This is a genomic window from Geodermatophilus sp. URMC 64 (assembly GCF_053502555.1).
Genome location: NZ_CP199955.1, coordinates 48336 through 64817, shown reverse-complemented (window position 1 = coordinate 64817; position 16482 = coordinate 48336). Strand labels below are relative to the sequence as shown.

The window sequence follows — 16482 nt, the reverse complement described above, 5'->3', positions numbered from 1 at the left end:
GGTACACACGGGGGCGATGACCGAGCGCAAGCCCCCGGGCATGTCCTTCCGGACCTGGGTCGATCAGCAGATCGCCCAGGCCCAGGAGAGGGGCGCGTTCGAGGGGCTGACCGGCGCCGGGCAGCCGCTGCCCCACCGCGACCGCGAGCAGAGCAGCTACGAGTGGGCTCTGGAGTGGGCGCGGCGGGAGAACGGCGGCACCGACGGGATGCTGCCGCCCGGGCTGGCGCTGCGGAAGGAGCGCGAGCGGCTGCCGGAGGTCGTCGTCCACCTGCCGTCGGAGGCGGCGGTCCGCGCGCTCGTGGAGGACTTCAACGCCCGGGTGGCGGAGCACTGGCGCCGTCCGGCCGACCGCGCGGATGCCGTCCCCGGGATGGCCGACCTCGACGCGCTGCTCGAGCACTGGCGGGTCAACCGGCCGACCGAGCCGGCGGTCGCCGAGCGCGCGGCGATGCCGTCGGCCCGGCGTCGGCGCTGGTGGCGCCGGCCGCGCGGATGAGGATCGCGCGCCCGCCCGACCCGCAGACTGACCGGATGCGATTCGTCCTCGAGGTGGACCTGCACGCCGGTGCGCTGGCCGGGGAGGACCGCGGCGCCGAGCTCGGCCGCATCCTGCGCTACTGGGGCGGGGCCATGAAGGAGATCGAGCTGACCCCGGGCGCCCGGCAGGACCTGATGGACAGCGGTTACACGCCGGTCGGGGAGTGGCGGGTCGAGGCCTGAGCGGGAACGACCGCACCTCGGAACTGCGCGAGGCCCGAACACCTTGCCTCCGGGCGCCGCCCGGAGAACCGTGGGCGCAGCCGACCTGGCCGTCCCAGGAGGTCGTCATGACCGGATCTCGTCGCGCGCAGCTGCTCCTGGGTGTTCCGTTCCTCGTCGCGGTCGTCTCCTGCGGAGGAGGGGCGGCGACGGAGGGGACGTCGGTGGCGGCGTCGTCGAGCGCCCTGTCGTCCTCGGGTGAGGAGCCGATCCCGAGCCCGACAGCCCCCGATGCGCCGGCCTCGGATGCGCAGGCGGGTGGCGGCGGCGAGCACCCGGATCATGGTCCGGCGAACACCGGGTCCTCGTCGTCCGCGGCGCACCCCGATCACGGCACGGCGTCGTCCGGTGGCGGGGGTCAGCCTGGCAGTGGTGGTCAGCCAGGCGGTGGCGGCGGCCAGTCCGGCAGTGGGAGTCAGCCCGGTAGCGGTGGTCAGCCCGGGAGCGGCGGTCAGGCCGGTGGCGGCGGTCAGGCCGGTGGCGGCGGTCAGGCCGGTGGCGGCGGTCAGCCAGGGGGTGGCGGCCAGCCCGGGGGTGGCGGCCAGCCGGGCGGGGGTGCTCAGCCCGGCGGCGGGGGCCAGCCGGGCGGTGACGGCGGCGGAGGTAGTGGTCCGCTCCCCGGCGGACCCGGCGGTGACCCGGCCGGCGCGGCCGGCGAGAACGGCGGAGAGGCCGCGGGCAACCCCGGTGGGCCCGGCGACATCGCCGTCTTCGAGGAGGACGGGGCGCCCTACAGCGTCCTGGTGGAGGACGCCGCTGGAAAGTGCGCCGGCGGCGCCTGCACCCTCGTCGAGCCGCCCGTGGTGGACGACGGCGATCCCGCGAACGTCGACGGCGGCGTGGGCAACTGCACGATCCTCAGCAAGGACGACATCGAGTACGACCCGCCGGCCGAGAACGGTTTCTTCGAGCACGGGGCGAAGGTCCGCGCGCACGTCGACTGCGATCCCACGAACGACGCGGCAGCCTTCGTCCCGGGCGCTCCGCGGGGCTGAGTCGGCGTGGCGACGGCGGTTCCCCGGCTGGGGCGCCTGCTGCAGGCGGCGGCTCCCGATCCGCCCGACGCCCGCGCGCACGACGGTGCCGAGCGGGCGCCGCCCCCGGCGACCGAGCAGGGGCCGTCCTGGGACATGGGTGCCGTCGAGGCGCTCCCCCGGCTGCTGAAGATCGTCGGCGGCATCGTGGCGCCGACCACCCTCCTGACCGGGCTGCTGTTCCACTTCGGGCGGATGCACAGCGCCGGCTACTACCGCTGGTTCCGGATCAACTTCACCGCGCTGGACCTGACGACCAACGACTTCCTGTTCTCGGGCGTGGACGGCCTGTTCGTTCCGGTCGCCGTGACCGGTCTGCTCGTGCTCGTCCTCATCTGGCTGCACCGATCGGTGGCGCGCAGGCTCTCGCCGGCGGGGCGCCGTGCCGCCGTCCGGGTGCTCGTCCCCCTGGCCGGACAGGTCGGCGCGGTGCTCGTCGGGGTCGCGCTGCTGGATCTGCTCCGGGGCGGCTCGATCTTCAGGGTGAACTCGCCGGCCGGCGGCATCTGCCTGGCGGTCGGCGTGCTGGCCCTGCTCTACGTCGTGCGGCTGCTCCGGGTCCCGCCCTCCGGCCGAGGGGTGGCTCCGCGCCGGCGCCCCGAGGCTGCCCTCGCCGAGTGGGGCGCCGGCTTCCTGCTGGTCAGCGTCGGGCTGTTCTGGGCCGTCGGCGGCTACGCCTTCGGCGTCGGGACGGGCCGCGCCATGGCGCTGCAGCGCGCCCTGCCCAGCGTTCCGGAGGCCGTCCTCTACAGCGAGCGGAGCCTGAGCCTCGGCGTCCCCGGCGTGACCGAGCAGGCCTGCCACGATCCGGACGCGGCCTACCGCTTCCGGTACACCGGCCTGCGGCTGGTGCGCCAGGCAGGCAACCAGTACGTGCTCCTGCCGGCGACCTGGGACCAGGCATCGGGCACCGCGCTGCTCATCCCCCGCAGCTCCTCGATCCGGCTCGAGTTCAGCCCGGCCGGGCAGCCCACCCCCGGATGCTGAGCCGAGCGGCGACAGACCTCAGAGGACGTCGAACTCGTTGAACGCCGCGCCGCCGGAGAGCCGGGCGTATCCGGGGCCGCGGTCGAAGAACGGCTCGTCGCCGGTCCGGGCGGCCCGCATTTCCGCGCGCAGGGCCTCCGTCGCGGCCTCGTCGGCCGAACCGTCGTCCCGCACCACCACGCCGTAGTCGTCGCGGGCGCCGGCCACCGAGACCTTGCGCCACGCGATGTCGCGCAGCACCTCCTCGACCGGCCGGTCCAGTGGGTCACCCCAGCCGCCGCCGCCCGTCGTCCGGATCCGGACGACCGTGCCGGCCGTCAGCGGCTCGGCGTCGGCCAGGGCGTCGACGTCGTGCTCATCCGGACCGCCCGGGTCGACGGTGATCTGGAACGGCCGCCCGGCCTTGCCGCCCTTGACGCCCCAGCAGGACAGGATCGAGCGGTCGGCGATCGACATGAAGTGCGCGTCGCGCAGCACCCGGATGTGCTTCTCGTACCCGCAGCCGCCGCGGTAGCGCCCCGGGCCACCGGAGTCGATCGCCAGGCCGAGCCGCTCCACCCGCAGCGGGAAGCGGCCCTCGGTGAACTCGGTCGGCAGGTTCCGCGAGTCCGGGACGACGTGGATGGTGTCCTCGCCGTCGGCGTAGTACCGCCCGCCCGAGCCGCCGCCGAGCACCTCGCGCATCAGATAGGGCTGGCCGTCGAAGTCGGTGCCGTAGACGCCGGTGTAGCGGATCGTCTCCTGGTCGGCCGGCATCCGGCCGCCGGTCGCCTTGGCCAGCACCCCGGCCAGGACGCCGAGCAGCCGGAGGATCACGAACGTCCGCGCGTTGGTCGGCGCCGGGAAGATCGGCGTGAGCAGCGTGCCCTTCTCGGGGAAGCGCATCTCGATCAGCGGGACGACGCCCTCGTTGACGTCGAGCTGCGCCATGCGCTCCGGCGTCTCGGCCAGGTTGCGCAGGATCGGCGCCAGCCACTTCTTGAGGAAGTTGCCGTCGGCGTAGTCGCCGCAGTGGTTGATCGGGCCCTTCGCCTGCGGGCCGGTGCCGGTGAAGTCGATGACCAGCGGCGTCTCCTTCGAGGAGTCCATGGTCAGCGTGATCCGCTGCCGGTGCAGCTTGGGCTCCTCGACGCCGTCGTGCTCGGCGTAGTCCTCCCAGACGTAGGTCCCGTCGGGGATCTGGGACAGGATCTCGCGCCGGTAGACCTCGGTGGAGTTGGCCAGGATCGCCTCGAAGCACGCCTCGACCGCGGCGACGCCGTACCGGTCGAACAGCTCGCCGAGCCGCCGCGCGCCGGCCAGGCAGGCCGAGCACTCCGCGTCGAGGTCGGCGGCCAGCGAGTCGGGCATCCGCGAGTTGCGGGTCATGATCTTCAGCGCGCTCTCGTTGGGCACGCCGCGGTCCCACAGCTTGATCGGGGGGACCATCAGGCCCTCCTCGTACACCGACGTCGCCGCCGACGGCATCGAGCCGGGCACCGCGCCGCCGATGTCGTCGTGGTGGCCGAAGGCCTGGATGAACGCGACCACCCGCAGCTCGCCCGAGTCGGCGTCGTGCGCGAAGACCGGCACGGTCACGCACAGGTCGGGCAGGTGGCCGATCCCGCCCTCGGAGAGGTAGACGTCGTTGTGGAAGAAGACGTCGCCGACGTTCATCGTCTCGATCGGGTAGTCCCGGACGACGGGGTGCACCAGCGCCGAGTACGAGCGGCCGGTGAGCTTGCGCAGCCTGCGGTCGTGGATGCCGGCGCGGAAGTCGTGCGCGTCGCGGATCATCGGCGAGCGCGACGTCCGCCCGATCGACGTCTCGACCTCCTTCTCGATCGCGGCCAGCGTGCCGGCGACGATCTCGACGAGGACCGGGTCGGCCTCGACCTTCTGGCCGTTCGATGGGCCAAAGTGGCCACTTTGGCCCGTCATCGGTCGGTCTCCTTCGTCAGCAGCAGGTTGCCGTGGGCGTCGACGGTGGCGCGGAAGCCGGGGTGCACCGGCACGGTGGAGCCGAACTCCTCGATGATCGCCGGGCCGCGCACCACGTCGCCGGGGCCGAGGTCGGGCCGGTTGTAGGTGGGGGTGTCCACCCAGTCGTCGAAGAACACCCGCCGGGAACCCGTGACGGCCCGGTCCGTACCGCCGTCCTTCGGGGTCAGCTCGACCATGTCCGGACGGCGGATCGGCCCGATCCCGCTGACCCGCAGGTTCACCCACTCGACGGCCTGGCGCGGGTCGTCGGCGAAGTCATAGCCGTAGAGCTGCCGGTGCGCCGCGTGGAACGCCTGGGCGACCGCCTCGGCGGCGGCGCGGTCGAGCACGCCGTCCGCGACCGGCACCCGCACCTCGAAGGCCTGCCCGACGTAGCGCAGGTCGGCGGTGCGCTGCATCCGCTGCTGGTCGCGGCCGAAGCCCTCGCCGTCCAGGGCGCTCTGCGCCTGGGCCTCCAGGTCGGCGTAGACGCCCTTGACCCGCTCCAGGTCGAGGTCGGCGTGCCGGCTCACCACCGTCTGCACGTAGTCGTTGCGGACGTCGACGGTGAGCAGGCCGAACGCGCTGACGTTGCCCGGGTTCGGCGGCACGAGCGTGCGCGGCAGGTTGAGGATGTCCATCAGCCGGCAGGCGAGCAGCGAGCCGGAGCCGCCGAACGTGGTGAGCGTGAAGTCGCGGACGTCGAGGCCGCGGGCCACGGTGACCTGCCGCAGAGCGTTGGCCTGGTTCCACGCGGAGATCTCGAGGATGCCGGTCGCCGTCCGCTCCAGGGAGAGGTCCAGCTTCGCGCCGAGCTGCTCGAGCCCGGTGGTGGCGGCCTCCACCGACAGCGGGATCTCCCCACCCAGCAGGTGCGGGGGGATCCGGCCGAGGACGACGTGCGCGTCGGTGACCGTGGGCTGGTCGCCGCCGGACGGATAGCACATCGGGCCGGGGTCGGCGCCGGCCGACTGCGGGCCGACCTTGAGCGTGCCCTCGGGGGACAGCCAGGCGATCGAGCCACCGCCGGCGCCGACGGTGACGACGTCGATCATCGGGATCTTCGACGGGTAGTCGCCGACCGAGCCCTCGGTGGTCAGCGTCGGCTCGCCGTCGATGACCACCGTGACGTCGGTCGAGGTGCCGCCGCCGTCGCAGGTGAGCACCCGGTCGAAGCCGGCCGTGCCGGCGATCAGCGCGGCGCCGAGAGCACCGGCGGCCGGGCCGGAGAGCATCGTGGTGATCGGCTGGTGCACGACCTCGGCCGCCGAGAGCACGCCGCCGTTGCTCTTCATCACGTAGAAGGGCACGTGCGGCGCGATCTCGTCGAGCCGGGTGCGGATGTTCGTGACGTAGGCGGCCACCTTGGGCTTGACCGCGGCGTCGACCAGCGTGGTCACCGACCGCTCGTACTCGCGGTACTCGCGCAGCACCTCGCTCGACAGCGAGACGACGGCCTCCGGGTACTCGGCCTCGAGCACCTCGAGCATGGCCCGCTCGTGCGCGTCGTTCGCGTAGGAGTGCAGGAAGCAGACGCCGAGCGTCCGGATGCCGGCGTCCTTGAAGAACCGGACGGCGGCGACGGCGTCGTCCCGGTCGAACGGGCGCACCTCGGCGCCGTGGTGGTCCAGCCGGCCGCGCACCGTGCGGACCAGGTCGGCCGGGACGATCCGCGGCGGCTTGACCCAGAAGTAGCTGTTGCCGTAGCCGTCGGGCACCGACTGCCGGGCGATCTCCAGCACCGACTCGTAGCCCTCGGTGGTGATGAACCCGATCCGGTCCAGCTTGCCCTCGAGTAGCTGGTTCGTCGCGACCGTCGTCCCATGGCTCACGGCCGTCACGGCGTCCCCGCCCAGATCGAGCAGGCCGAGCACCTTGCGCACGCCGGTCAGGAAGCCCTCCGCCGGGTCGGCGGGGGTGGACGGCGTCTTGGTCGTCGTCGTCTGGCCGGTCTCCTCGTCCACGGCGACGACGTCGGTGAACGTCCCCCCGGTGTCGATCCCGATGCGAACCCGGCGGGTCGGCGCAGTCATGGCAGTTACCTTAGCGGTGAGATACCAGACCCGGAAGCTCGGCGGGGAACCGGTGACACACCGCCGCGCCGGTGGTGGGATCCACTCGTCCCGCAGCCGGGAAGGGGCGTCGCGATCTCGGTCGGCGAGGAGGTCTGGGTGGGGACGGCGCTGCGCACGCTGCGCCTCGATCCCCGCAGCGGGGCGGTCCAGGAGAGCGCCGACATCGGGGTCGGGCTCGACGGCGGGCTCACCGCCGACGGCGACGCGGTCTGGGTGCGCAGCGCCGAGCGGTTCCTCGTCCGGCTCGACGCGGCGACCGGCGCGCCCGTCTCCGGGGTGTCCGCCGACGTGGAGAGCGCCGGTGACGTCGTCGTCGCGTTCGGCTCGGTCTGGACGACCGCCTACGACGACGCGGCGGTCTTCCGGCTGCCGGCGGGCTGACGAGCGCCGTTGTTGCGCGGTCCCGGGGCCCCGAGAAGGGTCCCCGGCATGGACATCACCGAGGTCATCCTCCATCAGCACGGCGAGCAGCGGCGGATGTTCGCCGTCCTCGACGAGATGCCGCGGGACGACGTGGCGGCCCTGGATGCTGTGTGGGGGCGGCTGCAGGTCTTCCTGGAGGTGCACGCGGAGGCGGAGGAGCGGTTCTTCTACCCGCGGCTGCTCCGGCTGGGGAAGGGCAACCCGGAGGGCGACGTCGACGACGAGGTCGAGGACGCGATCAAGGACCACAACGAGATCCGCGACGCCGTCACGAGGTCACGGGACCACGAGGTCGGCACCGACGAGTGGTGGACCGCCGTGTGGGAGGCGCGCAAGGCCAACGACGACCACATGGCCGAGGAGGAGCGCGAGGACCTGCTCGACTTCCGCCACCACGCCGACCTGCAGACGCGGCACGACATCGCGGTGCAGTTCCTGACGTTCGAGGCCGAGCACTACGCGGGGATCCCAATCCGCGACAAGGACCCCGAGCGGTACGTCGCCGAGAACCGGTGATCGCATATGCCTTGACGGGCATATGCCTCGAAAGGCATGCTCAGGACCGTGCGCGAGGCGACCTGGGCCGCGTTGACCGATCCGCACCGGCGGGCGGTGCTCGGCCTGCTGCGGGAGCGGCCGCACGCCGTCGGCGAGCTGGTCGGGGCGCTGCGGTTGACCCAGCCGGCGACGTCCAAGCACCTCCGGGTGCTCCGCGAGGCCGGACTGGTGCGGGTCGTGCCCGACGCCCAGCGGCGCATCTACGCGCTCGACCCGGCGCCGCTGGCCGAGCTGGACGCGTGGCTGGCGCCCTACCGGGCGCTGTGGAACGACCGCCTCGACGCACTCGGCAGGCACCTCGACGAGACGGAGGAACGGTGATGGACGACCTGGGCACCTACGTGGAGCACGACGGCCGGCCCGCGGTGCGGTTCGTGCGGACCTACCGGCACCCGGTCGAGCGGGTGTGGACGGCGATCAGCGACCCCGGCGAGCTGCGGCAGTGGTTCCCGTCGTCCGTGGAGCTCGAGCCGCGCGAGGGCGGGAGCATCGCGTTCGCTGACGACCCCTACGCCGAGGCGGCGACCGGGACGATCCTCGTCTGGGACCCGCCGCACCGGCTGGCGTTCACCTGGTACACCGACGAGCTGCACCTGACCCTGGAGCCCGCGGACGACGGCGGGTGCCGGCTGACGCTGCTGAACGTGCTCGACGACCGCTCGGCGGCCGCGCGCAACGCCGGTGGCTGGTTCGTCTGCCTCGACGTGCTGGCCAAGCGGCTGGACGGCGTCCCCACGAGCGGCCCGCACGGCGACCAGGCCGAGTGGGAGCCGATCTACCAGGCGCACATCGATGCCGGCCTGCCCTCGGGCGCCCCGATCCCCGACCCCGTGGAGCGCTGACCCACCGCGGGGGAATTCGCGGGCGCGCTGTCGATGAGTGCCGGACCCGTTCGACGTCTTGATGTCAGACACCGAACGGACCCACCGCAGGAGGCAGCCATGCGCCCGCTCACCGTCACCACGTTCGTGACCCTCGACGGGGTCATGCAGGCCCCCGGCGGCCCGCAGGAGGACACCTCCGGCGGGTTCGCCCACGGCGGGTGGTCGCACCCCTACGCCGACGACGACTTCGGCCGGCAGGTGACCGAGTGGTTCGCCGGCGCGCAGGACTTCCTGCTCGGCCGGACCACCTACGAGATCTTCGCCGGCTTCTGGCCGCAGGTCCCGGTCGGCAGCGGCAACCCGATCGCGGACGCGCTGAACACCAAGACCAAGCACGTGGCGTCCCGCACGCTGACGTCGGTCGACTGGGACACCGCCCGGCTGATCGAGGGCGACGTCGTCGAGGCGGTGCGCCGGCTCAAGGCCGAGGACGGCGGCGAGCTCCAGGTGCACGGCAGTGCCGGGCTGATCCAGACCCTGCTGGCGAACGACCTGGTCGACGAGCTGCGTCTGATCATCGACCCCGTGACGGTCGGCAGCGGCAAGCGGCTGTTCGGCGACGGGACGATCCCGCGCACCTGGCGGCTGGCGTCGTCGAAGGCGACCTCCACCGGCGCGCTGATCGCCACCTACCAGCGGGTCGGCGAGCTGCGGACCGGAGAGTTCACGCTCGAGGACGAGATGCAGGGCGCCTAGTCAGTGACCGGAGTGCGGGGAGCGAGGAAACCTCGCTCCCCGCACTCCATCAGTCGGCGTCGGCCTGCCAGAGGTCGGGGCCGAAGACCTCGTACTGGATGTCGGCCGGGGACACGCCGCGGTCGAGCAGGGTGCCGCGGATCCCGCGCATGAACGGCAGCGGGCCGCACAGGTAGTAGAAGGCCTCCGCGGGCAGCTCGACGTCGTCCAGGTTCATGATCCCGCCGTAGCGGCCGTCGACCGGCAGGTCGCCCTGCGGACCGTGCTCGTACCAGACGTGCATCCGCGCGTTGGCCAGCTTCGCGACGTCGTCGGCCACCTGCTGCCGCAGCGCGAAGGACTCCTCGTCCAGATCCGCGTGCAGCACGGTGATCGGCAGGTGCGAGCCGGCCGTGACCAGGTGGGAGAGCATGCCGGCCATGGGCGTGATGCCGATGCCCGCGGAGGCGAACACCGCCGGCCGGCCGGAGTCGTCGAGGACGACGTCGCCGAACGGCAGCGACATGGTGATCCGGTCGCCGACGTCGACGCGGTCGTGCAGGTAGTTGGAGACCTCGCCGTCCGGCTTGCCCCCGCCGGTGACCCGCTTGACCGCGAAGGAGCGGTGCTCGCCGTCGTCGGCCTTGATGAGGCTGTACTGCCGCGGCTGGTGGACGCCGTCGGGCATCTGCACCTTCACGGACACGTACTGGCCGGGCAGCGACGTCTTCACCAGCCGGTCGTCCACGCGCTTGACGGTGAAGACGACGACGTCCTCGGTCTCCCGGCGCTTCTCCGTGACCTCCCAGTCCCGCCAGACCGTCTCCGGCCGGACGCCGCGGGCGCTGTAGAGGCCGCGCTCCTGGTTGATCAGGGCGCGGGCCATCAGCCAGTAGACCTCGTCCCACGCGGCGGCGACCTCGGGCGTGACGGCGTCCCCGAGGACGTCGACGATCGCCCAGAACAGGTTGTCGTGCACGACCTGGTACTGCGGGGGGCTGATGCCGAGCGAGGCGTGCTTGTGCGCGATCCGCTGGAGCAGGTGCTCGGGCAGGTGGTCCGGGTGGCTGACCAGCGCGCTGGCGAACAGCGCCACCGAGCCGGCCAGCGCCTGCTGCTGGGTGCCCTCGGCCTGGTTGCCGCGGTTGAAGATCCCGTCCTGCAACTCGGGATGTTCGCCGAACAGGTGCTGGTAGAAGCGCTCGGCGATCTTGCCGATGTTCTCGCCGACGACGGGCAACGTGGCCTCGATGACGGGCCGGGACTTCTCTGTGAGCATTCCTCTCCCCCAGGGTTCGGTTCCGGACCCCCGTGGGTTCGCCCCTGCCCCGTTCACGGCCGGTCTACCCATCGACCGCTCCCGCGACCGCATGATCGTTGTCCCGCCCGAGGCGGTCGTGGTCTGATCGCGGCGGCGCGACAGGCGGTCGCGCCCATCCCAGGGAGGCCCCATGGCGGAGGTCCACGGCACGTTCGACGACGGGTTCGCAGGTGTGCGCGACGCGCTCGCCACCCAGCTCGACGGCGAGGAGCTCGGCGCCTCCGTCGCGGTCGACGTCGACGGTGAGACCGTCGTCGACATCTGGGGCGGCCACCGCGACGAGGCGCGGACGACGCCCTGGACCCGGGACACGATCGTCAACGTCTGGTCGACGACGAAGACGATCACCGCGCTGGCGATGCTCACCCTGGTCGAGCAGGGCCGGCTCGACGTGCACGCCCCGGTCGCCGAGTACTGGCCCGAGTTCGCGGCCAACGGCAAGGCCGACGTGCGGGTGAAGCACCTGATGTCGCACACCTCCGGCGTGGCCGGCTGGGACGCGCCGTTCACCGTCGAGGAGATGTACGACTGGGAGACCGCGACGTCCCGGCTGGCCGCGCAGGCGCCGTGGTGGGAGCCGGGGACGGCGTCGGGCTACCACGCCAACAACCAGGGGCACCTGCTCGGCGAGGTGCTGCGGCGCATCGACGGCCGCTCGCTCAAGCAGTACGTGGCCGAGGAGCTCGCCGGCCCGCTGGGCGCGGACTTCCAGATCGGCGCGCGGCCGGAGGACACGGACCGCATCGCGCCCGTCGTCCCCCCGCCGCCGCTGCCGATCGACCTCGCCACGCTGGACCCGGACAGCCCGGTGGTGCGCTGCTTCACCGGCCCGGCCGCCGACGCGAACAAGGCCAACACGCCGGACTGGCGGGCCGCCGACATGGGCGCCCTCAACGGGCACAGCAACGCGCGCGGCGTCCTCGACGTCATGCGGGTGATGTCGCTCGGCGGGGAGGCCGGCGGCGTCCGGCTGCTGTCGGACAAGACGATCGACCTGGTCTTCGACGTCCAGGCCGACGGCGTCGACCTCGTGCTGGGCGTGCCGTTCCGGTTCGGCATCGGCTTCGGGCTCTCGCCGTCGGGGGCCGTGCCGTACCTGCCCGAGGGGCGGGTCTGCTTCTGGGGCGGCTGGGGCGGCTCGCTGATCGTCATGGACCTCGACCGCCGCGTGACGACGAGCTACATGATGAACCGCATGGCCCCGGGCATAGTCGGCTCCCCGCGGGCCGAGGCGTACCTGAACGCCGTCTACGCCGCCCTGTGATCACCCGGACCGGCATCGCCTACGAGACCGGAGGCTCCGGCGAGGACCTCCTCCTCCTCCTGCACGGCCTCGGCGCGACCGGGGCCGTGTGGCAGCGGCTGCTGCCGCAGATCCCCGGCCGGTGGGCGGCGCCCGACCTGCGCGGGCACGGCCGGTCCGTGGCCGAGCCGCCCTACGGCTACGGCGTGCACGCGGCCGACATGGCCACGCTCGCGGTGGAGCTGGGTGCCGCGCGCGTGACCGTGCTCGCGCACTCGTTCGGCGGCGTGGTGGGCGCGCTGCTGGGCAGCGGTGAGTACGGGATCGACGTCGCACTCGTCGTCGCGGTCGGCACGAAGCTCGAATGGACGGCGGAGGAGGAGGACGGCGCCCGCGCACTCGCGGACCGCCCCGCGAAGGTGTTCGCCACCCAGGAGGAGGCCGCGGCCCGGCACCTGGCGCTGGCCGGGCTGCGCGGTCTCGCCGAGCCGGGGGACGACGTCGCGCGGGCCGGCGTCCGCGCGGTCGACGGCGGCTGGGCGGTCGCGCTGGACAACCGCGCGTTCTCGGCGGTCGGCCCGTCCGTGCCGGGAATCCTGCGGCGCGCGCAGGCGCCGCTGCGGCTGGCCGCGGGCGAGGGCGACCCGATGGTGTCGCTCGAGGCGATGCGACGGCTCGACCCAGATGCGCGCGTGCTCGCGGGCGCGGGGCACAACGCGCACTGGGAGCAGCCCGAGGCGGTGTGGTCTCTCCTCGCCCCGTGAGGTGATCTCCTCGAGTCCGGGACCCACGACGAGCTGCTGGCCGCGGGCGGGCGCTACGCCCGCCTGGTCGGCGCCGCCGAGCGGGACGTCGCGCCGGCCGCCTGACCTGCCGTGATGGAACCGTCCCCATCGCTCCGGCCGAGGGTCCACACTCGCCTCGCCGAGAACTGCGGCAACGGCTGGTCCTGACACCGGGAGGCGAGTCGTCATGGACCGCACGAGTGGATCTGCGGGAACGGTGGAGGTCGCGGCGGCGCGGAGGTGGGACCTCATCGCCGGTGTGGGCGGCGTGGTGTTCGTCGTCCTGGTCATCGTCAGCTTCTTCACCCCCTCGACACCCGCGAGCGACGAGTCCGTGGACGTGATCGCCCGGGCGATCGAGGCCGATCGGGCCGGACACCAGTGGTCGGTGTTCCTGGGCTTCCTCGCCGACCTGGGCTTCCTGTTCTTCCTCGCCGGCGTCTGGGGCCGGCTGCGGCGGGCCGAGGGTCGCGGCGGGTTGTTCGGCGGCCTGTTCGCCATCGCCGCGGCGGCGTTCGTGGCGGTGATCGCGGTCTCCGAGGGGTTCTACCTGGCGCTCGTGCAGGGCGCGACGGCCGACGAGCCGGGCGTCGTCCGGACGCTGGTCGTCCTGAACGACTGGGTGGGCGGCGCCGCTCTCCCGGCGGGCGTGGTGATGCTGCTCGCGGTGGCCGCGGGCATCCAGAGCACGCACGCGTTCCCGCGGTGGCTGGGCTGGCTGGCCGCGCTGACCGCGGTGTGCCTACTGGTGGGCCTCGCGACCGTGTTCGACGACAGCGTCGAGGACAGCGCGCTCGGCATCATCGCGTTCGTCGGATACCTGCTGCTCCTGGTCTGGATGCTGGCCACGACCGCCTTGCTGCTCATGAGCAGCCGCCGGACCGCCCGGGTCGAGTGAGTCAACTCTCCAGCAGGCCGGCCTCGTGCGCGAGGATCGCGGCCTGGGTGCGGTTGGCGAGGTCCAGCTTGGTCAGCAGCCGGGAGACGTAGGTCTTCACCGTCGCCTCGCTGACGTAGAGCCGCTGCGCCAGTTCGGCGTTGGACTCGCCGCTGCCCAGGAGCTGCAGCACCTCGCGCTCGCGGTCGGAGAGATCGGCGATGCGCCGCAGGGCCTCGGCCTTGCGCGGGGCGGCGCGGCGGTCGACGTAGGACTCGATCAGCGCCGCGGTGACGGCCGGCGACAGGGTCGCCGTCCCGTCGGCGACCGCCCGCACCGCGGCGGCGATCTCGCGCGGCGGGGTGTCCTTGAGCAGGAAGCCCGCCGCGCCCGCGGCCAGCGCCGCGTACACGTACTCGTCGACGTGGAAGGTCGTGAGGACGGCGACCTGCGGCGGGTCGGGCAGCGCGAGGATCTCCCGGGTCGCGGCCAGCCCGTCCATGCCCGGCATCCGGATGTCGGTGAGGACGACGTCGGGCTTGAGCTCGCGCGCCGCCCGCAGGCCGGCCGCGCCGTCCCCGGCCTCCCCGACGACCTCGAAGTCACCGGCGGCCTCGAGCACCGTCCGCAGCCCGAACCGCACCAGCTCCTCGTCGTCCACCAGGACCACGCGGATCGTCATGCCGGCAGCACGGCTTCCACAGTGAACCCGCCGTCCAGCCTCGGTTCGGCGGTCAGCCGGCCGCCCAGGGTGCGCACCCGCTCACCCAACCCCACCAGGCCGAAGCCGCCGCCGGCGGCCTCGCCGACCGGTCCGGCCGGTGGCCCGTTCACCACCCGGACGGTGAGTGCGCCGTCCGGGCGCTCCACGGTCACCGTCACGGCGGAGCCGGGCGCGTGCTTGCCGGCGTTGGTCAGCGCCTCCTGCACGATCCGGTAGGCGGCGCGGCCGACGACCGGGTCGACCGCGGCGTCGGTGCAGCCGGTGAGCTCCACGGGCATCCCCGCCTCCCGGGACTGCGCGACCAGCCGGGGCAGGTCGGCCAGCTCCGGCTGCGGGCCGAGCGGCGCGGCGTCGTCCACCTCCCCGGCGCGCAGCACGCCGACCATCTGCCGCAGCTCCTCGAGCGCCTGCCGCCCGGCGGCCTGCACGTTGCCGGCCAGCTGCTCCACCCGGTCGCGGTCGCCGGCGGCCATCTCGATCGCGCCGGCCTGCAGCACCATGAGGCTCACCCGGTGCCCGACGGCGTCGTGCATCTCACGGGCGATGCGGGTCCGCTCGGTCAGGACGGCGTCGCGCGCCAGCAGCTCCCGCTCGGCCTCGGCGCGCTCGGCCCGCTCCCGCAGGGCGACCAGCAGCAGCGCGCGGGTGCGCTGCCAGATCCCGACGGCGCCGGGGAGCACGATCACGAGCGCGGCGGCGCCGATCGACCCGATCCACTGGTCGAGTCCGGACAGCGCCCACGGCTGGACGACGGCGACCGCGCCGACGACGGCGGCACCGATGCGCAGCGGCCACCGGGGGGTGTAGCGCCCGACGGCGTACGCGGTGATCAGCAGCGCCACCGTCAGAGGAGCGGACACGACGGCGAGGACGGCGCTGAGCACGAACGGGACCAGCGGGGCGCGCCGCCGGAAGAGGAGGAGCGCGAGCGTCTGCAGCACGCCGAGGACGACCAGGGGGACGTCCGGCAGCAGCTGAGGCTCCGGGGCCGCGGCGCCGACGGCGACGACCGACGTGCTGAGCAGGGCGAGGCCCGCCTCGAACCAGATGCTGCGCGTGCGCAGACCCGGCCACAGGCGCGCCCGGATCCCCATGCGGCGAGCGTATTTCCCGGTGCACCGCCTGCGGGTCGCCCGCGAGTGGATCACCCGGGTCAACTTTCGGATGACGAGGTCGCGCCGTCCGTCGACCCGGATTCGCTGCCTCCGGCCGACGCGGGGACCGGGGCGTGCCCGGCAGATTTCTCGCCGGCAGAACCAGATCCCCGGAGGTTTCGATGATCACGGTCAGCGGACTGACCAAGCAGTACGGCACCCGGACCGTCGTGGACGACGTGTCCTTCACCCTCGAGCCGGGAACGGTGACCGGGTTCCTCGGGCCCAACGGCGCCGGCAAGACGACGACGATGCGGATGATGACCGGCCTGGTGCCGGCGACGTCCGGGACCGCGCTGGTCGACGGCCGCCCGTACCGGGCGCTGGCCAACCCGGGCGCCGTCGTCGGCACCCTGCTCGACGCCTCGGCCGTGCACCCCGGCGTGAGCGGGCGGACGCACCTGCGGCTGCTGGCCGACACGGTCGGCGTCTCCTGGGAGCGCGTCGAGGACGTCCTGGAGCTCGTCGGCCTGGAGGACGCCGCCAAGCGCCGGATCGGCGGCTACTCGCTGGGCATGCGGCAGCGGCTCGGGATCGCCGGCGCGCTGCTGGCCGACCCGCCGGTGCTGATGTTCGACGAGCCGGCCAACGGGCTGGACCCGGAGGGCATCCGGTGGATGCGCGACCTGCTCCGTCACCACGCGGCCCGCGGCGGCACGGTGCTGCTGTCCAGCCACCTGCTCGGCGAGGTCGAGCACACCGTCGACCGGCTGCTGGTGATCGGCCAGGGGCGGATCGTGGCCGACGGCGCGGTCGCCGAGCTGCTCGGCGCCGACGGCACCGCCGTCTCCGCGGTGGACCCCGCCGGGCTGACCCGGGCGCTGCGGGCTGCCGGCTTCGACGTGCAGCACGGCTCGGACGGCGCGCTGGTCGTGCCCTCCGCCGACCCGGCCGCGGTCGGTGCCGTCGCCGCCACCGCCGGCCTCGTGCTCACCGACCTGCGGCCGCTGCAGCGCGGTCTCGAGGACCTGTTCTTCCAGCTCACCACGGCGTCCTGACCGGCGCCGGCCACCTCTCG

General features: G+C 73.5%; 18 protein-coding genes. 13 read left to right on the top strand and 5 right to left on the bottom strand.

Annotated elements, in window-relative coordinates; translation table 11 throughout:
- Nucleotides 1-16: 16 nt before the first annotated feature.
- The 4 genes from ACWIYF_RS00305 (at nucleotide 17) to ACWIYF_RS00290 (ending at nucleotide 2783) form a co-directional block, all read left to right on the top strand.
- Nucleotides 17-499, top strand: a complete 483-nt coding sequence (locus ACWIYF_RS00305) for a DnaJ family domain-containing protein (protein ID WP_448626116.1) — start codon at nucleotides 17-19, stop codon at nucleotides 497-499.
- 35 nt (nucleotides 500-534) lie between these two features.
- Nucleotides 535-723 (top strand): hypothetical protein, encoded by a 189-nt coding sequence (locus tag ACWIYF_RS00300; RefSeq protein ID WP_448626115.1) that lies wholly within the window; start codon nucleotides 535-537, stop codon nucleotides 721-723.
- A gap of 107 nt (nucleotides 724-830) precedes the next feature.
- Nucleotides 831-1757, top strand: a complete 927-nt coding sequence (locus tag ACWIYF_RS00295) for a hypothetical protein (protein ID WP_448626114.1) — start codon at nucleotides 831-833, stop codon at nucleotides 1755-1757.
- A gap of 6 nt (nucleotides 1758-1763) precedes the next feature.
- A complete protein-coding gene (locus tag ACWIYF_RS00290; RefSeq protein ID WP_448626113.1) occupies nucleotides 1764-2783 on the top strand; it encodes a hypothetical protein in 1020 nt (339 codons plus the stop codon).
- 18 nt (nucleotides 2784-2801) lie between these two features.
- On the opposite strand, the gene ACWIYF_RS00285 is transcribed toward ACWIYF_RS00290, so the two are convergent.
- The gene (locus ACWIYF_RS00285) at nucleotides 2802-4703 is read right to left on the bottom strand and encodes a hydantoinase B/oxoprolinase family protein (RefSeq protein WP_448626112.1); all 1902 of its coding nucleotides are present in this window, start codon (nucleotides 4701-4703) and stop codon (nucleotides 2802-2804) included.
- A complete protein-coding gene (locus ACWIYF_RS00280) occupies nucleotides 4700-6778 on the bottom strand; it encodes a hydantoinase/oxoprolinase family protein (RefSeq protein WP_448626111.1) in 2079 nt (692 codons plus the stop codon). Before ACWIYF_RS00280 ends, ACWIYF_RS00285 begins: the two co-directional genes overlap by 4 nt.
- Nucleotides 6779-6916: 138 nt before the next feature.
- On the opposite strand from ACWIYF_RS00280, the gene ACWIYF_RS00275 reads away from it, so the two are divergent.
- The 5 genes from ACWIYF_RS00275 to ACWIYF_RS00255 all read left to right on the top strand — a co-directional run bounded on the left by ACWIYF_RS00275 (nucleotide 6917) and on the right by ACWIYF_RS00255 (nucleotide 9381).
- Nucleotides 6917-7201 (top strand): hypothetical protein, encoded by a 285-nt coding sequence (locus ACWIYF_RS00275; RefSeq protein ID WP_448626110.1) that lies wholly within the window; start codon nucleotides 6917-6919, stop codon nucleotides 7199-7201.
- Nucleotides 7202-7249: 48 nt separating this feature from the next.
- The gene (locus ACWIYF_RS00270; protein ID WP_448626109.1) at nucleotides 7250-7759 is read left to right on the top strand and encodes a hemerythrin domain-containing protein; all 510 of its coding nucleotides are present in this window, start codon (nucleotides 7250-7252) and stop codon (nucleotides 7757-7759) included.
- 48 nt (nucleotides 7760-7807) lie between these two features.
- A complete protein-coding gene (locus ACWIYF_RS00265) occupies nucleotides 7808-8122 on the top strand; it encodes an ArsR/SmtB family transcription factor (protein ID WP_448626108.1) in 315 nt (104 codons plus the stop codon).
- Nucleotides 8122-8643: an SRPBCC family protein gene (locus ACWIYF_RS00260; RefSeq protein WP_448626107.1), complete on the top strand. Its 522-nt coding sequence runs from the start codon at nucleotides 8122-8124 to the stop codon at nucleotides 8641-8643. The genes ACWIYF_RS00265 and ACWIYF_RS00260 overlap by 1 nt, the downstream gene beginning before the upstream one ends.
- Nucleotides 8644-8742: 99 nt before the next feature.
- Nucleotides 8743-9381: a dihydrofolate reductase family protein gene (locus ACWIYF_RS00255; RefSeq protein ID WP_448626106.1), complete on the top strand. Its 639-nt coding sequence runs from the start codon at nucleotides 8743-8745 to the stop codon at nucleotides 9379-9381.
- 49 nt (nucleotides 9382-9430) lie between these two features.
- On the opposite strand, the gene ACWIYF_RS00250 is transcribed toward ACWIYF_RS00255, so the two are convergent.
- Complete coding sequence (locus ACWIYF_RS00250; RefSeq protein WP_448626105.1) at nucleotides 9431-10639, bottom strand: globin domain-containing protein; 1209 nt, start codon at nucleotides 10637-10639, stop codon at nucleotides 9431-9433.
- Nucleotides 10640-10811: 172 nt separating this feature from the next.
- Between ACWIYF_RS00250 and ACWIYF_RS00245 the strand changes: the two genes are divergently transcribed.
- From ACWIYF_RS00245 to ACWIYF_RS00235, 3 genes are all read left to right on the top strand, one after another.
- Complete coding sequence (locus tag ACWIYF_RS00245; RefSeq protein WP_448626104.1) at nucleotides 10812-11945, top strand: serine hydrolase domain-containing protein; 1134 nt, start codon at nucleotides 10812-10814, stop codon at nucleotides 11943-11945.
- Nucleotides 11942-12688: an alpha/beta fold hydrolase gene (locus ACWIYF_RS00240; protein WP_448626103.1), complete on the top strand. Its 747-nt coding sequence runs from the start codon at nucleotides 11942-11944 to the stop codon at nucleotides 12686-12688. The genes ACWIYF_RS00245 and ACWIYF_RS00240 overlap by 4 nt, the downstream gene beginning before the upstream one ends.
- A 208-nt stretch (nucleotides 12689-12896) precedes the next feature.
- Nucleotides 12897-13607 carry a DUF4386 family protein gene (locus tag ACWIYF_RS00235; RefSeq protein WP_448626102.1) on the top strand — a complete coding sequence of 237 codons (711 nt, stop codon included), beginning with the start codon at nucleotides 12897-12899 and terminating at the stop codon, nucleotides 13605-13607.
- Nucleotide 13608: 1 nt separating this feature from the next.
- Here the strand turns inward: ACWIYF_RS00235 and ACWIYF_RS00230 are convergent, their stop codons facing one another.
- Nucleotides 13609-14268, bottom strand: a complete 660-nt coding sequence (locus ACWIYF_RS00230; RefSeq protein ID WP_448626101.1) for a response regulator transcription factor — start codon at nucleotides 14266-14268, stop codon at nucleotides 13609-13611.
- Nucleotides 14265-15404: a sensor histidine kinase gene (locus tag ACWIYF_RS00225; protein WP_448626100.1), complete on the bottom strand. Its 1140-nt coding sequence runs from the start codon at nucleotides 15402-15404 to the stop codon at nucleotides 14265-14267. The genes ACWIYF_RS00230 and ACWIYF_RS00225 overlap by 4 nt, the downstream gene beginning before the upstream one ends.
- Before the next feature lie 182 nt (nucleotides 15405-15586).
- Here ACWIYF_RS00225 and ACWIYF_RS00220 point away from each other — a divergent pair, with 182 nt between their 5' ends.
- Nucleotides 15587-16462, top strand: coding sequence for an ABC transporter ATP-binding protein (locus ACWIYF_RS00220; protein ID WP_448626099.1), 876 nt, complete (start codon nucleotides 15587-15589; stop codon nucleotides 16460-16462).
- The last annotated feature ends 20 nt before the right edge of the window (nucleotides 16463-16482 follow it).

Coding starts and splice junctions, on each gene's coding strand:
- ACWIYF_RS00305 (WP_448626116.1), top strand. CDS start 17: ATGACCGAGCGCAAGCCCCCGGGCATGTCCTTCCGGACCTGGGTCGAT.
- ACWIYF_RS00300 (WP_448626115.1), top strand. CDS start 535: ATGCGATTCGTCCTCGAGGTGGACCTGCACGCCGGTGCGCTGGCCGGG.
- ACWIYF_RS00295 (WP_448626114.1), top strand. CDS start 831: ATGACCGGATCTCGTCGCGCGCAGCTGCTCCTGGGTGTTCCGTTCCTC.
- ACWIYF_RS00285 (WP_448626112.1), bottom strand. CDS start 4,703: ATGACGGGCCAAAGTGGCCACTTTGGCCCATCGAACGGCCAGAAGGTC.
- ACWIYF_RS00280 (WP_448626111.1), bottom strand. CDS start 6,778: ATGACTGCGCCGACCCGCCGGGTTCGCATCGGGATCGACACCGGGGGG.
- ACWIYF_RS00270 (WP_448626109.1), top strand. CDS start 7,250: ATGGACATCACCGAGGTCATCCTCCATCAGCACGGCGAGCAGCGGCGG.
- ACWIYF_RS00260 (WP_448626107.1), top strand. CDS start 8,122: ATGGACGACCTGGGCACCTACGTGGAGCACGACGGCCGGCCCGCGGTG.
- ACWIYF_RS00255 (WP_448626106.1), top strand. CDS start 8,743: ATGCGCCCGCTCACCGTCACCACGTTCGTGACCCTCGACGGGGTCATG.
- ACWIYF_RS00250 (WP_448626105.1), bottom strand. CDS start 10,639: ATGCTCACAGAGAAGTCCCGGCCCGTCATCGAGGCCACGTTGCCCGTC.
- ACWIYF_RS00245 (WP_448626104.1), top strand. CDS start 10,812: ATGGCGGAGGTCCACGGCACGTTCGACGACGGGTTCGCAGGTGTGCGC.
- ACWIYF_RS00235 (WP_448626102.1), top strand. CDS start 12,897: ATGGACCGCACGAGTGGATCTGCGGGAACGGTGGAGGTCGCGGCGGCG.
- ACWIYF_RS00230 (WP_448626101.1), bottom strand. CDS start 14,268: ATGACGATCCGCGTGGTCCTGGTGGACGACGAGGAGCTGGTGCGGTTC.
- ACWIYF_RS00225 (WP_448626100.1), bottom strand. CDS start 15,404: ATGGGGATCCGGGCGCGCCTGTGGCCGGGTCTGCGCACGCGCAGCATC.
- ACWIYF_RS00220 (WP_448626099.1), top strand. CDS start 15,587: ATGATCACGGTCAGCGGACTGACCAAGCAGTACGGCACCCGGACCGTC.